Raw genomic sequence first — 13,673 nt, 5'->3', positions numbered from 1 at the left:
CGTCCCCCCCTACCCCGCCGCCTCTCTCGCCGACGTTCCTTTTCCTCCGATCGTCCTGTGCGGCGGACGTGGGACCCGGCTCGCCGGCGAGCCGACGGTTGATGCGATCGCGGAGAAGCCTCTGGTTCGCGTCGGCGGCGAACCGATGGTCGATCGAGTCGTCCGGGCGCTTCGACGGTCCGATGCGGTCGACGCGATCCACGCCGTCGCGTCACCGCACACCCCCGAGACGCTCGCACACCTTCGATCGGGGATTGACAGCCTCGACGTCCCCGATGGCGGCGACGGCCTCGACCATCCCGTGGACCGGGACGATCGTCCCGTCCTGACCGTTCGGGAGGGATCGGGGGACGGCTACGTCGCCGACCTGCAGGCGGCACTCGAGAACGTCGATCCGCCGGCGATCACCGCCGTGGCCGATCTCCCGTTGCTTCGTCCGGACCACGTCTCTGCGGCGGTCAACCACGCGATCCGGCGATCCGACGGCGAGTCGCTCACCGTTTGTGTCCCGGCTTCAACGAAACGCGACCTCGGCGTCAGTGCGGATACCACGATGACGGTCGATGGAATGCAGGTCGCGCCGACCGGGTTGAACGTGGTCGGCAGCGAGGACGCACCTGAGACCGTTCGGGTCGTCGACGATCCGGCCCTCGCGATCAACGTCAACCGTCCCGGTGACCTCCGGATCGCTCGAAAGCGGGTCGCATCGTCTCCCGACGGCTGCTGACTGCTCACCCTCGTCGCCGTCCCCGCCGTCTCCGCCGTCTCACCGTCCCCGCCATCTCCGCCGTCCCCGCCATCTCCGCCGTCCCCTCGCCGTCTCCGCGAACGGAACCTTTGTGTCAGCGGCGTCGGTTCCGGACGTATGGACCGCGACGCCCTCACGCGGACCGATCGCGTCCCACACGGCGGGACGAGCGATCGGTCGGTCGCCGACTTCAGCGCGAACACGAACCCGGAGTCCCCCGCCGGGGTCACGCCGGTGTACGACGCCGCCCGCGCCGCCGCACGCCGGTACCCGTCCGACGGCTATGCCGAGTTCCGGACGGCGGCCGGCGAGTATCTGGACTGTGACCCCCAACAGGTGGTTCCGACCGCCGGCGCGCTGGCCGGGATCCGCCTCGTCTGTGCGATCGCCGTCGATCCGGGCGACCGCGTCCTCCTCCCGGAACCCTCCTTCGGCGAGTACGCCCGGGAGGTTCGACTGCAGGGTGGGACGCCCGAGTTCGTTCCCCACGACGCCATCTTCGAGGCCGATCCGACCGGCTACGCGCTCGCGATCGTCTGCACCCCGAATAACCCGACCGGCGAGCTCCCGGGCCGCTGCGAGCGCGAAGCGTTCGCCGCCCGGTGCCGATCCGCCGACACGCCGCTGCTCGTTGACGAGGCGTTCCTCGATTTCACCGACGCCTCGAGCCTCGGCCCCCAGTCGGGCGTGATCGTTGCCCGATCGTTGACGAAGGTGTTCGGGTTCCCCGGACTCCGGGCGGGCTTTCTCGTTGCGACCGACGAGTGGCGGGAGGCCCTGGAAACCGCGCGACCGGCGTGGGGACTCGCGACGCCCGCCGCGGCGGTCGGCGCGCACTGTCTCGAGTGCACCGACTTCCTCGGTCGGACGCGCGAGCGCGTCGCGAGCGAGCGCGATCGGATGGCCGACCGGCTCGGATCGCGGTTCACCGTCCACCCCTCCGACGCGCCGTTCCTCCTCGTCGACGTCTCGAGCGCCGACGATGTGGGTGTTGACGCGCTCCTCGAGACCGCCCGGGAAGCCGGGTACGCGCTCCGTGATGCCCGCACGTTCCGGACGCTCGAGAGCCACGTTCGGATCGCCGTTCGACGATCGGCGGAGAACGACGGACTTCTCGAGGCGCTCGATGTCTGATCGTCCCTCGACGTCGGGCGGCTCCTCTCCGGAGCCGGCGACCGACCCCCATCCGACGTCACCGGCTGCTCCCGTTCCCGTCTTCGAGACGACCGTCTCGGACGGCGTCTGTCGGCTGGTGCGGCCGGAGACGCGGTTCCTCTCGACCGGCTTCGACGGCGGGCGACGCGTCGCCGACGCCGCCTACAACGTCACCGTTCCCGAGGGGTTCGACGCCCGCGACCTTCGCGGGTACGTCGCCGACCGGCTCGACCGCGCGGGCTTCGACGGGGAGGTCGGACCGGACGCGGCTCCAGCACTTCTCACCGGCGTCGATCAGACCCACGCACGGATCGCGCGATCGGGGCCGGTCGCGGTCCTCGCGACCGCCGGGATCTCCAACCCGGCGGCCCTCCCGATCGACGGGCGTCGCGACACCGCCGGAGCTGGGGGCGCCGACGAAGCCGCCGGCGATCGCCGGAACGATGCCGATCGCCAGCACGACGCCGATCCGCGCCATGCGACTGACCGCCATCACGCCGGCACCGTCAACCTCGTCGCGGGCACGACGCGATCGCTTTCGGACGGCGCGCTCGCGAACCTGCTCACGGTCGTCGCCGAGGCGAAGGCGGCGACGCTGCTCGCGCTGACCGGCTTCCCGGGAACGACCTCCGATGCGGTCGTCGTCGCCGACGACCCCGACGGTGAGCCGGCGACCTTCTCGGGCAGCGCCACGCCTGTCGGGCGGGCAACACGTGTCTGTGTCCGCGATGCGGTCGCAGCGTCGCTCCGATCGCGATATGGCGGGGATTCGGGGGGCTCCGAGGTGTCTATGGCCACCGGAATGTCCGGAAATTCCGACGGCTCGAACGACGGGATCCCGACCGACGTCGCGGACGCAGATCACGGGGTCGTGACTGACGGCCGTGCGACGGTCACGCGTGTCGAGACGGACGCCGATCCGGGAGGGGATTTATAGGTGGTGGCGAAAACATCGAACCGGAATGTCCGCCCGGTTTCCCGCCGTTGCCCCCCTCCAGACCTGCAAGCTCACCGCCGTCCTCGTGACCGGTCTCGCCACGATCGCGGCGCTGACCGGCCTCACCCCCGTCGGGCTGCTTCGCACTCTCCTGATCGTCGCCTTCCTCGGCCCGCTCCTCGGTCTCGTGGTGCTCGTGGAGACCGTGGTCGTCGGCTACCGAGTGCTGGCGACCGACGACGCGCCGTTGGGCCGATTCGGTGACCGGCCGGTGTACGTCGTCGTCCGTGTGCTTGAGGTGGTACTCACCGTGACCGCCGGCGGCGCCTTCGTCGTCCTGATCGCGACCCTGCCGGAGGACCTGCCCGGGCCGGGCGCGATCGGCGTCCTGTTCGTCGGCGTCGCGCTCGGGGGGCTCGTCCTCGTGGCCGTCCTCGTCAGAACCGTCCTCGAGTACGTCCTCCATCGTCGACATCCCGATCCGGACGATCCGGACGATCCGGACGATCCGGACGGTCCGGACGGTCCGGACGCGAATCCGCAGTCCGCGTCCCGGTCCGTCGACGCCGGGGAGTGATGTCGATCGGGCTCGCCGCGCGTCACGGGATCCGGGCCCGCCACTCGTCGCCGATGCGGCCCTCCACGAGGAGCTTCTCGAGGTGGGCACGAACGGTCGCACGGGCGAGGTCGGCCACGCCCGTGAGGTCCTTCTCGTACGCGGCATCAACCACGGCGTCCACGTCGCGTGCGCCGGTCTCCACCGCCTCGAGGACCGCCGTCTCCCGATCGAGCCGATGGTCGATCAGTCGATCGAGGGTCGCCGTGACCGCCTCCGAACCCTCGATGGCGGAGCCGTGTCCGGGGTACAGGGCGGTCGGGGTTCGGTCGCGAAGCCGCCGAAGGCTCTCGAGGTACGCGATCAGTCCGCCGTCGCCCGGGCCGACCACGACGCTGCCCTCGGCGACGGCGAGGTCTCCACAGAGGATCGCCTCGCCGGCTTCGTGACGCCGGTGGTCCGGGACCGCGAACGCGACGTGGTCGACCGCGTGGCCGGGCGTCTCCAACGCGGTCGGTCCGTCCTCACCAAGCGTGTCGCCGTCGGTAAACGTCGCGTCGGGGGCCACGCCGGTCGCGTCGGCAACCCGGTCAGCGAACGCCGCGGGCGCCCAGACCGTCGCGTTCGCGAGGTCTGCATAGTCGGCGACCGCGCCGACGTGGTCGGCGTGCGTGTGCGTGACGGCGACGTGGTCGATCCGCCCGGAATCGGCGAGGCGGTCGAGTTCGGGGTCCCTGGCGGCGGGATCGACGAGGAGGTCGCCGACGAGGTACGCGTTGGTCGCGCCGCTCGGCGCACGCGTCGGTACCTCGAGGGGGATCCGCCGGATCGGCTCCGTTGTGTCGGTCGCGCCCGATGACTGACCGTCCGACGCGTCGGACGACCGACCGTCAGCGGCGTCCCGAGCCATCGTTAGTCGCTCCTGCCGGCGGCCGGATTCCCCGGTTCTTCCAGTCCGGGGATCGTCGCCGGGTCGGAGTCGGTCGCGACGCAGTACGCCGAGAGGTCGATCGTTTCCACGGGGACCTCCTCGAGGCTCGCGTGCGGGCGCCCGACCACGATGTCGCCGGCGGTGGATCGTGCGATCCCCGGGATCGTCGTCAGCTCGTCCATCGAGGCCGCGTTCACGTCCAGCGGGTAGGGGACGCCGGTGACCGACCGGTAGCCGTGGTCGACGATCGCGACGTCCATCGTCCGACCGAGCTCGCGCTCGCCGGGGATCCCGACGAGCAGCGCGTACGTCCCGATCTGCCGGCCGAAGGTCATCCCGTCCTGGTGGTACTCCAGGTGGACGTCCGGCAGGACCGTCCCGCGAGGAACGACGCGTTCGAGCATCGGGTTGTCGATCGTCTCACGGACCTCCTGTTTGTACTGCTTGAACTGCCGTTTGTGGTCCTCGGCGATCTCGGCGCCCGTCTCCGACATCTCCGTGCCGGCGAACGCCATCACCTGCCGGATGTTGATCCGGCGGAGCAGTAGCCCCTCGTCGTAGACGCGCTGCAGGAATCGCCGGTTATGTTCGAAGGTCTCCTCGCGCTCCCCCTGCAACCCGTGGACGAGGTTGATCCCGGGCAACAGCTTGGGGAGCCGCCGCGATGCGTTCGGTCCGGTCGAGGGACCGCGGACGCGGTCGTCGCCCCCGGGCGTCGTCCCGGGCTCGTCGCCGGGTCGCCAGCCGCCCTCCTCGTTGACGACGCGGACGGCCTCGAGACACTCTTCGGCTGAGACGAGCAGGTCGTTCTCCTCGCGGACGACCGGGTCGGCCGACTCCAGGCCGAACGCCGCCGTGTCGCCGGGCGTGTTGTGCTCGGCGATGATCCGGATCGCCTCCCGGGACCGTTCGGGATAGTCGACGATCGTCACCGGGTTCATATTGTCGAGGTGGAGGGTTTCGAGGCCCGGCGCGGCCTCCCGGATGCCGCCGTAGAGCCGGCGGAGCGCGTCCGGGTTCGGCGCCTCGCCGTCGCCGCCGAACGCGAGGATGTCGGCTTGCCGCCCCAGCCGGAAGTGGTCGACGCCGCGGTCGGACAGCGCGTCGACTTCGCTGACCACCCCATCCGCCTCACGGAACGACGGGTTCCCGTACAGGGGCTCGGTGCAGAAGGAACACCGGTAGGCACAGCCCCGCGACGTCTCCAGCTCACAGATGAGGTAGTCGGGGTGGTTCGGGTGCTGTTCGACCACGAACGCGCCGCGACGGGCCCAGCGGTCACCTTCCTGCGTCTCGCGCATCCGGTTGCCGAATCCCTCGAGCCCGTTGGTCACGAGGTCGTAAGCCGCGGCTTCGACGTCGCCCTTCGCGACGAAGTCGTAATCGAGGTCGTCGCGCTCGGTCTCCTGTGCGCCGGCGTTCTCCTCGCCGACGCCGAATCTGACGGGGCCGCCAAGCAGCGTCACTCCGTCGGCGGTCCAGCCGAGTTCGCGGACTTCGTCCGGCTCCGCCGGCGTGCCGCCGACGTACTTGCCGGGAACGGTCATCCCGCCGACGTAGACGAACAGGTCGGCGTTCGCGACGTCGGCCCGCTTGTGTCGGTCCTCGCGGAGCTCGTCGATCGTGTGATAGGCGATCGACGATTCCGGTACGCCGGCATCGACCAGCGCACCGGCCGTGTAGCGAGGATACGTGGAGAGGTACGGCGGCACGCCGAAGTGCGCCGGCTCGTCCACGTACCCGTCGACGATCGTGACGGCGAGGTCGGCGGGGTCGGCCGGCCCCCCGCCGCGCGTGGACGGATCGGTCATAGGCCGTGGTACTCGCCCGAGACGGTAAAACGGCGCGGATGCGTGGCTCGCGTCTCTCCGGTGGTCCCCCGATAGTCACCGCCGCCGGAACCGCTACTCGGTGCTCGACGGCTCCGCGTCAGCGGGCGCCGCCTCCGTCGCCTCCGGCGACGCCGCCGTGCGCGAGCGGTTCGTCCACTTCTTCTCCACGTCGCGGTTCGCAAGGACGACGAGCTCCCCGTCGTCGGCCCGGATCCGGGTCTTTCGGAGGCCGATCTCCGAGACCGTCCCCGACACCGAGGCCGTCTCGACCCGGTCACCTGGGGTGAAATCCGGGTCCTTCAGCAGATAGACGCCGGCGACCGTGTCCGCGATCATCTCCTTCAGCGCGAAGGCGACGCCGAGCCCGATGAACCCGCCGGCGGTTCCGAGGCTGGCGGCCACCTCGCCGAGGCCGACGATCGTCAACAGCGCGAGCGCGGCCCCGAACCAGCAGAACAGCCCGACGACCGCCACCGAGAGGTCGACGATGAGCCGTTCCTCGTCGGGGTACACCCGGTCGAGAACGGTTCGGGTGACCGTCAGGACGACCTTGATGACGAGGTACGCGAACAGCAGGAAGACGGCTCCCGAGACGATCCGCGGGATCGCGGCGATCAGGTCCTCGAGGAATTCGGCGAGGATCCGTCCGCCGATCGACCCGGCGGTCTGAATGAGGACGTTGCTTGGTGACATATCGCTTCGTTTTCCCCGGGGGCCGAAAGTCGTTCGGGCCACCGACGGGTTGGGACATCGCTTCGGTCGTCGTTTTTCTGCTCTCCTCCTGTCGTGGGGAGCATCCGGTCGTCGGACAGTAGCGTTTAGTGATGACCGGCTGTAGGTGGGGTATGATCCACGGATCCCGGTCGCCGCGATCGCCGATCGCCTCACGAGTCGTTCGGACGCCCCGTCTCGACGAACTCGGACCGGTGGGGGCGCGATGGTAGACGTCGCGCTCTCGGTCGGGCGGATCCTCCTCGCGCTGGTGCTCGTCGCCCTGAACGGCTTCTTCGTCGCCGCGGAGTTCGCGTACGTTCGCGTCCGCGCGACCTCGGTCGAATCGATGGTCGAACAGGGAAAGACCGGCGCGACGCTGCTGCAAGACGCGATGGACAGCCTCGACGACTACCTCGCGGTCACCCAACTCGGGATCACGATCGCCTCGCTCGGACTGGGGTGGATCGGCGAGCCCGCGATGGCGGCGCTCATCGAGCCGGTTCTCGGCGGGTTTCTGCCGGCCGAGCTGGTCCACCTGGTCGCGTTCGCGATCGGCTTCAGCGTGATCACGTTCCTCCACGTGGTCTTCGGCGAGCTGGCGCCGAAGACGATCGCGATCGCGCAGGCCGAGCGGATCGCGCTACTGGTGGCGGCGCCGATGCAGTTCTTCTACTACGCGTTCCTCCCGGGCATCATCGTGTTCAACGGGACGGCGAACGCCTTCACGCGGCTGCTCGGCGTGCCGCCGGCCTCCGAGACCGACGAGACGCTCACCGAGCGGGAGCTTCGGATGGCGCTGTCCCACGCCGGCGAGGAGGGCCACGTCGGCGCCGAGGAGGTCGAGATGATCGACCGCGTCTTCGATCTCGACGACGTCACCGTTCGAGAGGTGATGGTACCCCGCCCCGACGTCCGAACCGTGACGGACGATCTCACGATCCCGGCCCTCCGATCGGTGGTCGTGGACGCTGGCCACACCCGATATCCGGTCGTGGACGCCGACGATCCCGACCAGGTCGTCGGCCTCGTGGACGCCAAGGACGTTCTCCGTGCCACCGAGACCACCGGTGCGTCCGACGCGGAGCCGACCGCCGGCGACATCTCCCGTGAGATCCACGCCGTTCCGGAGACCACCGACGTCGCCACGCTCCTGTCGGACCTGCAGGGCCGAAACGCCCAGATGGCCGCCGTGATCGACGAGTGGGGCGTCCTCGCGGGGATCGTCACCATCGAGGACATCGTGGAGGTCGTCGTCGGCGACATCCGCGACGAGTTCGACGTCGCCGGCGGCGAGTCCGAACCCGGGATCGAGCGCCGCGAGGACGGCTCGCTCACGGTCGACGGCGGGGTCACGATCACCGCGGTCAACGCGGAACTCGGGACCGCCCTCGACCACGACGCGGTCGAGACCATCGGCGGGATCGTGTTGTCGCGGCTCGACCGGCAACCGACGGTCGGCGACCGCGTCACGCTCGACGGCTACGCCTTCGAGGTGACCGACGTCGAGGGGATGCGCGTCTCGACGCTCGTCGTTCGGTCCGAAAGCGACGGATCGGGGTCGGAACCGGGTGAGAACTCGGAGCCGGAGTCGGACGAGAACCCGGAGACGGAGCCGAGCGAGAACACGGAAGCGGGAGCGTCCGAAAACACGGAGACGGCGTCGAACGGTGACACGTCCGGTTCCGAATCCGAGACCTGACGCGTCCTACTCGGCGTCGTCGGACGCGGAGTCCGATGCCGTTCCGTTCTCTGCATCCTCCTCGGTTACGTGGACCGATCCCGCCGCCGCGTCCTTCGGAATCGTGACCTCGAGCGTCCCCGATCGGGTAAGGGTCGCCTCCGCGCCGGTCGGGGTCACCTCGGCGTCGGTTGGCAGCGTGGCCGACCCGGAAAGCGACCGGCCGCGACCGGGGAAGACCCACTCGAACCCGTCCCGATCCCGTTTTCCGCGATCGCGCTCCATGTACACTTCGACGGTGCGATCGACGAATCGGACGTCGACGTCCGTGCGGTGAACCCCGGGCGCGTCGAAGACGATGCGGTAGGCGTCCGGACCCTCCAGCAGGTCGTGATCCAGGGGCCGTCGCTCCTGGATCGATCCCCAGCCCCGGCCGACGCGTTCGAGCGCGCTCCGGATGGCGGTCCGGCCGACGTCGAACACCCCCGTCATCTCACACCTCGATGAGCGAGAGGTCCCGGCCGCCGCAGTAGGGACACCGGAGGTCGTCGACGGTGTGGTCCTCGGGGACGTCGTAGGTGTAGTGGTTCTCGAACATGTCGAGCTCGCAGTCGGGGTCGTCGCAGGTGATCTCCTTGGTCGCGGGCATACTCCTCGGTTGGGCTGCCGTCGGCTTAAGGACGGTGGAGCCGACGCCGTTTCGCGGGGTCCTTCTGAACCGAACCAACGCCCTTCCGCCGGTCACTCCGCACGGCCGTGAGGACGCTCACTCCGCCAGGAAGTCGTCCAGCCCGCGTGCGGGATAGCCGATGACTCGGAAGATACCGGCGTCCTTCAGCTCCTGCACGTGCTCCCGGCCCGTCGCGTCGGCCCCGATCGTCGCGTCGTCGGGCAGCGCGCGGGCGACGGGACGCCGGCGAGCGACGTACTCGCCGACCGCCTCGAGGATCGCGTCCTCGTCGTCCGACAGGTCGGTCGGCGCGTAGACGACGATCTCGCCGTCGAATCCGGCGTTATCGGCCTCCGTCCCGGTAACACGGCCGTCACCTCCACGAACCGTTATCCGAATCGCGCCCCTACGAGCACGTATGAACCAGCTCGTGAACGGCGAGTGGCGGACGGACACCTTCGAGACGACCGACGAATCGGGTGCCTTCGATCGTCAGACGACCACGTTCCGGAACTGGGTCGTCGGGTCGGAGATCCCCGACCACGTCGACGCCGAGCCCGACGAGCGCTTCGAGCCGGAGCCGGGGCGGTACCACCTCTACGTCTCCTACGCGTGTCCGTGGGCCCACCGGGCCCTGCTCGCGCGATCGATCCTGGGGCTTGAGGACGTCATCGACGTCTCGGTCGTCGATCCCTGGCGCGGCGAGGACGGCTGGCAGTTCTCGCCGGAGAAGGCGGGCTGTACGCCCGACCGCGTCCACGACAGCGATTACCTCCGGGAGCTGTACGTCCGCGCGGACCCCGACGTAACCTGTCGGGTGACCGTGCCGGTCCTCTGGGACACCGACACCGACACGATCGTCAACAACGAGTCACGGGAGGTCCTCCGGATGCTGGACACGGCCTTCGCGGACCTCGGGAACGGCCGTCGCCTGCTCCCCGAGGACGACGAGGCCATCGAGCGCGTCGACGAGATCATCACGGCGATCTACGAGCCGATCAACAACGGCGTCTACCGCGCCGGCTTCGCGACCTCCCAGTCGGCCTACGACGCGGCCATCGACGAACTCTTCGACGCGCTCGACCACTGGAACGAGGTGCTGGCCGACCGGCGGTTCCTCGCCGGCGACGAGCTCACCGAGGCCGACCTGTGTCTGTTCACCACGCTGATCCGATTCGACCACGTCTACCACACCCACTTCATGTGTAACGTCCGGGCGATCCACGAGTACGAGAACCTCTGGCCGTACCTCCGCGACCTCTACCAGCTCCCCGGCGTCGCCGAGACCGTCGATCTCGACCACATCACGGAGCACTACTACACGACCCATCCCGACGTCACCCCGACGCGGATCATCGCCCGCGGCCCGGATCTCGACTTCGAGGCGCCCCACGATCGGGAGCGACTCGCCGACGATCCGGACCCGGTCGAGCCGGTCGAGGCCGAGTAGCCGGCGGCCTCCCGGTCGGTCGCTTGCTCGGATCACGATCCGGGTACTCGACTCCGGTCGGTGTCGGCCGCCTCTCGTTACCGTCGACCGGTGTGTCGTAGAACGGTCCGCAACGTGATCGGTTTCAGGATCGTCGAGAACGGATCGTCCGTTCAGGACGATTGCTTCTTGAGCATCCGCGAGCGAACGTCGTGAGCGAGCGGTTCACCGACGGAGCCGTCGAAGACGGCGGAGTCGGCTTTTTCCCTCCAGGGTTTTCGAGGAGTGGTTCCCGAAAGCGAACGGAGTGAGCACGGGAACCCGACGTTCACGAGAGCAGAGCTCTCGTGCAGCCCATCAGAAATCGGAGATTTCTGAGGACGATGAAAAAGGTGGCTGAATTGAACGAATCGGGGGAGAGAAGGACAGATCTGTAGATCGCTATCTGACTCCTCGTCGACTGTTACCGGTCGTCGACGCCGGTTTCCGCTCCGTCCGCCTCGCCGGGTCCCGTCTCCGCGTCCCCGACCTCGGCATCTCCCGTTTCGCCGTCTTCCAGTTCTCTCTTATCTCTCTCGTCTCCATCTGCCTCGTCCTCGTCCGCGAACGACCCCTGACGGATCGCCGCCTCGGCGGCCGCCAGCGCCTCCTCGCGGTCGAAGGAGTCGATGACGTACGCCAACTCCTCCGGCGGCGCGTCGGCCAGCCTGCGAGCGTGGTGGGTGATGTTGGGTACCGCCCGGAGGACGTTGTCGATGATCGGCACGGTTGCGGCCCGTGCGGACCGGGATCCGGGATTCAGGTCGATCACGATCTCCGTCTTTCCGGTTTCCCCGAGCGCCTCGGCGCGGTCCCCGTCCTCCAGGGGGACGAGCACGACGTCGGCGTCGCCGATCCCGTCGGCATCGACCTTGGCACGCTCGTGGGACAGGCCGGGGATCCGTCCGTCGGCGGTCAGTCCCTTGATCTCCTCGGCACCGTGCTCGCGGAGGTGGTCCGCGATCCGTTCCATCCGCTCGGTCGTGCGGTTGAACAGGTTGACCTCGATGTCGGCTTCGGTCGCCGCCGCCAGCTCGACGATCGCCTCGGGGACGAGTGCCGCCACGTTTCCGTTGACCGAGAGCACGGGGTGGTCGGCGGCGAGCAGGTGGGCGGCAGCGGCGCGCTCGGCGTCGCCGGCCGACGGAAGCGTCTCCTCGCCGAGCAGGTAATCGAAGGCCTCGCCGCGGCCCTGCGCGATCAGGCCCTGTCTCGAGGTGATCCCCTTGTCGACGCCCGCCTCGATCCGGTGTCGCGTCAACAGCGACTCGTAGCGCGGGTGGTCCTCGGGGATATCGGCACCGGTCATACCCCGGTTTCGGGGGCCGTCGTTTAAAAGGGTTCCATCGATCGTGATGGTTCAGCGCCGGCTTCCGATCGCCCTCATTGCGAAGATCCTCGGCGTTCCGGATCCAATCAGCGCAGCTCCTCGATCTCCCGGAACGTCCGACGGACCGATCCGGGCGTCGTGTACGGACCGCCCTCGACGCGGTGGTCGGGGATCAGCAACGGCGTCGGATTCTCGCTCAGCGCCTCCCGCACGAACCCCAAATCGTCCGGATCGTTGTCGTCCCGACCGGCCAACCGCGTGAGACGGCTGAGCGACGCCGACTCGCCGTACGGTAGGTTGCGCGTCGCCTCCAGGACCTCGCGGCGGTCGGTCGGGAGCGTAAGGCCGAGTTCCACGTCCGTGAACGATTCTTCCTCGCCGGCGAGGTACGCGTCGATCCGGTCGAGCAGCTCGTGGTCGCGTTCGGCGTCCTCGGGGACGGTCTCCGGGAACGAGACGGAGATGACGTGGCCGCTGGCGAATCCGACTTCGACGGCCCGATCAAGGGCCGGGTACGAGCGCGCGTAGACGCCCGTCGTCCCGCCGAGGCTCACCATCGTGTATCCCTCCGGTCCACCCGCGATCGACGTCGATCGGTCCGTTCGGGCTCCGCACGCGGGTCGTCGGTTTGGTCGACCGTCGCCGGCCGTTCGAGCGCGTTCATAGCTACCCGTACGGCGTCAGTTTATAAGGGACTTCCCTCATCGAACCGAACGCCAACCGTCCATCCGTGACGCGGGTGCGCAAGCCTTATGAACAGATACGTACATTAGTGATCAGTAATGGACGATAGGATGAACGATCTCGCGCTGGCGGTCCGGTCGATCCTGGAGACGGCCGAGTCGCGGGGGGCCGAGTCGCGGGCGGGCGGCGACGACCGCGTCGACGTCGACGTCGACCCCCGAGACCTCGAGTCGGCGTTCGCGGCGGTGGAGAGTGACGGTCGAACGCCGGTGATCGCGGAGGTCAAGCCGACCAGCCCGACCACCGACGGCACCCGGGCGGACGACCCGGTCGATCTCGCGACCGAGATGGTCGCGGGCGGGGCGGCCGCGCTCTCGGTGTTGACCGAGCCCGCCCACTTCGGCGGGTCGACCGACACCCTGGAGCGCGTTCGCGAGGCGGTCGACGTGCCCGTTCTCCGGAAGGACTTCCTCGTTCGGGAGGCGCAACTGGACGCCGTCGAAAGCGACGTCGTCCTGCTGATCGCCCGCTTCCTCGGCGACGACCTCGGACCGATGCTCGCGGCCGCCCGCGACCGCGGCTTCCAGGTCCTCGTGGAGGTTCACGACCGTGCCGAGCTCGAGCGGGCGCTTTCGGCCGGCGCGCGATTCGTCGGCATCAACAACCGCGATCTGGCGAAACTCGAGGTCGATCTCTCGACGTTCGAGGACGTCGCGCCCCACGCCCCCGAGGACGTCACCCTGATCGCGGAAAGCGGCGTCACGACCGCGGCCGACGTCCGCCGGATGCGCGCGGCCGGTGCCGACGCGCTGCTGATCGGGAGTGCCATAATGGACGGGGACGTTCGTTCGAACACGCGGCGCTTCACGACCGCAGACGCCACGAACGTCGACGACGCCGACGGCACGGATGCCGATGACCCGGACGCCGATGACGCCATCGAACGCCAGCCCTCACGATGAGCGAGACC

13 protein-coding genes and 2 pseudogenes are annotated in these 13,673 nt (G+C 69.1%); 7 read left to right on the top strand and 8 right to left on the bottom strand.

The window, feature by feature from the left end:
- From OQF70_RS10740 to OQF70_RS10725, 4 genes are all read left to right on the top strand, one after another.
- Positions 1-727 (top strand): NTP transferase domain-containing protein (locus OQF70_RS10740; protein WP_321169495.1); only part of this gene is annotated, 727 nt, incomplete at its 5' end.
- A 138-nt stretch (positions 728-865) separates the two neighbouring features.
- The gene (locus tag OQF70_RS10735) at positions 866-1,882 is read left to right on the top strand and encodes a threonine-phosphate decarboxylase (RefSeq protein ID WP_280537532.1); all 1,017 of its coding nucleotides are present in this window, start codon (positions 866-868) and stop codon (positions 1,880-1,882) included.
- Positions 1,875-2,840 (top strand): adenosylcobinamide amidohydrolase, encoded by a 966-nt coding sequence (locus OQF70_RS10730; protein ID WP_280537531.1) that lies wholly within the window; start codon positions 1,875-1,877, stop codon positions 2,838-2,840. The genes OQF70_RS10735 and OQF70_RS10730 overlap by 8 nt, the downstream gene beginning before the upstream one ends.
- Positions 2,841-2,865: 25 nt before the next feature.
- Complete coding sequence (locus tag OQF70_RS10725; protein WP_280537530.1) at positions 2,866-3,417, top strand: hypothetical protein; 552 nt, start codon at positions 2,866-2,868, stop codon at positions 3,415-3,417.
- Between the two features lie 22 nt (positions 3,418-3,439).
- On the opposite strand, the gene OQF70_RS10720 is transcribed toward OQF70_RS10725, so the two are convergent.
- From OQF70_RS10720 to OQF70_RS10710, 3 genes are all read right to left on the bottom strand, one after another.
- Positions 3,440-4,306 carry an MBL fold metallo-hydrolase gene (locus tag OQF70_RS10720; RefSeq protein ID WP_280537528.1) on the bottom strand — a complete coding sequence of 289 codons (867 nt, stop codon included), beginning with the start codon at positions 4,304-4,306 and terminating at the stop codon, positions 3,440-3,442.
- A gap of 2 nt (positions 4,307-4,308) precedes the next feature.
- The gene (locus OQF70_RS10715) at positions 4,309-6,138 is read right to left on the bottom strand and encodes a radical SAM protein (protein WP_280537527.1); all 1,830 of its coding nucleotides are present in this window, start codon (positions 6,136-6,138) and stop codon (positions 4,309-4,311) included.
- 93 nt (positions 6,139-6,231) lie between these two features.
- Complete coding sequence (locus tag OQF70_RS10710; RefSeq protein ID WP_280537526.1) at positions 6,232-6,852, bottom strand: mechanosensitive ion channel domain-containing protein; 621 nt, start codon at positions 6,850-6,852, stop codon at positions 6,232-6,234.
- A gap of 244 nt (positions 6,853-7,096) precedes the next feature.
- Here OQF70_RS10710 and OQF70_RS10705 point away from each other — a divergent pair, with 244 nt between their 5' ends.
- Positions 7,097-8,572: a hemolysin family protein gene (locus OQF70_RS10705; protein ID WP_280537525.1), complete on the top strand. Its 1,476-nt coding sequence runs from the start codon at positions 7,097-7,099 to the stop codon at positions 8,570-8,572.
- Positions 8,573-8,578: 6 nt separating this feature from the next.
- On the opposite strand, the gene OQF70_RS10700 is transcribed toward OQF70_RS10705, so the two are convergent.
- From OQF70_RS10700 to OQF70_RS10690, 3 genes and pseudogenes are all read right to left on the bottom strand, one after another.
- Positions 8,579-9,043 carry an Hsp20/alpha crystallin family protein gene (locus tag OQF70_RS10700; RefSeq protein ID WP_280537524.1) on the bottom strand — a complete coding sequence of 155 codons (465 nt, stop codon included), beginning with the start codon at positions 9,041-9,043 and terminating at the stop codon, positions 8,579-8,581.
- A gap of 1 nt (position 9,044) precedes the next feature.
- Complete coding sequence (locus tag OQF70_RS10695; RefSeq protein WP_177167390.1) at positions 9,045-9,200, bottom strand: hypothetical protein; 156 nt, start codon at positions 9,198-9,200, stop codon at positions 9,045-9,047.
- Positions 9,201-9,317: 117 nt separating this feature from the next.
- Positions 9,318-9,563 (bottom strand): annotated as a pseudogene (locus tag OQF70_RS10690) (luciferase); the annotation flags it as partial.
- Positions 9,564-9,639: 76 nt separating this feature from the next.
- On the opposite strand from OQF70_RS10690, the gene OQF70_RS10685 reads away from it, so the two are divergent.
- Positions 9,640-10,671 (top strand): glutathione S-transferase family protein, encoded by a 1,032-nt coding sequence (locus OQF70_RS10685; protein WP_280537523.1) that lies wholly within the window; start codon positions 9,640-9,642, stop codon positions 10,669-10,671.
- A 577-nt stretch (positions 10,672-11,248) separates the two neighbouring features.
- On the opposite strand, the pseudogene OQF70_RS10680 reads toward OQF70_RS10685, so the two are convergent.
- Positions 11,249-11,998, bottom strand: a pseudogene (locus OQF70_RS10680) (4-phosphopantoate--beta-alanine ligase); the annotation flags it as partial.
- A 107-nt stretch (positions 11,999-12,105) separates the two neighbouring features.
- Positions 12,106-12,573 (bottom strand): MGMT family protein, encoded by a 468-nt coding sequence (locus OQF70_RS10675; protein ID WP_280537537.1) that lies wholly within the window; start codon positions 12,571-12,573, stop codon positions 12,106-12,108.
- 228 nt (positions 12,574-12,801) lie between these two features.
- Between OQF70_RS10675 and trpC the strand changes: the two genes are divergently transcribed.
- Positions 12,802-13,665: an indole-3-glycerol phosphate synthase gene (trpC, locus tag OQF70_RS10670; RefSeq protein ID WP_280537522.1), complete on the top strand. Its 864-nt coding sequence runs from the start codon at positions 12,802-12,804 to the stop codon at positions 13,663-13,665.
- The last annotated feature ends 8 nt before the right edge of the window (positions 13,666-13,673 follow it).

This window comes from Halopenitus sp. POP-27 (genome assembly GCF_029889855.1).
Classification (GTDB): Archaea; Halobacteriota; Halobacteria; order Halobacteriales; family Haloferacaceae; genus Halopenitus; species Halopenitus malekzadehii.
This window is presented reverse-complemented; position numbering and strand designations above follow the sequence as displayed.

Bases quoted from the DNA above. Each gene is read 5' to 3' on its own strand.
- OQF70_RS10730 (WP_280537531.1), top strand. From the start codon at position 1,875: ATGTCTGATCGTCCCTCGACGTCGGGCGGCTCCTCTCCGGAGCCGGCG.
- OQF70_RS10710 (WP_280537526.1), bottom strand. From the start codon at position 6,852: ATGTCACCAAGCAACGTCCTCATTCAGACCGCCGGGTCGATCGGCGGA.
- OQF70_RS10695 (WP_177167390.1), bottom strand. From the start codon at position 9,200: ATGCCCGCGACCAAGGAGATCACCTGCGACGACCCCGACTGCGAGCTC.
- OQF70_RS10715 (WP_280537527.1), bottom strand. From the start codon at position 6,138: ATGACCGATCCGTCCACGCGCGGCGGGGGGCCGGCCGACCCCGCCGAC.
- OQF70_RS10705 (WP_280537525.1), top strand. From the start codon at position 7,097: ATGGTAGACGTCGCGCTCTCGGTCGGGCGGATCCTCCTCGCGCTGGTG.
- trpC (WP_280537522.1), top strand. From the start codon at position 12,802: ATGGACGATAGGATGAACGATCTCGCGCTGGCGGTCCGGTCGATCCTG.
- OQF70_RS10720 (WP_280537528.1), bottom strand. From the start codon at position 4,306: ATGGCTCGGGACGCCGCTGACGGTCGGTCGTCCGACGCGTCGGACGGT.
- OQF70_RS10700 (WP_280537524.1), bottom strand. From the start codon at position 9,043: ATGACGGGGGTGTTCGACGTCGGCCGGACCGCCATCCGGAGCGCGCTC.
- OQF70_RS10735 (WP_280537532.1), top strand. From the start codon at position 866: ATGGACCGCGACGCCCTCACGCGGACCGATCGCGTCCCACACGGCGGG.
- OQF70_RS10725 (WP_280537530.1), top strand. From the start codon at position 2,866: ATGTCCGCCCGGTTTCCCGCCGTTGCCCCCCTCCAGACCTGCAAGCTC.
- OQF70_RS10685 (WP_280537523.1), top strand. From the start codon at position 9,640: ATGAACCAGCTCGTGAACGGCGAGTGGCGGACGGACACCTTCGAGACG.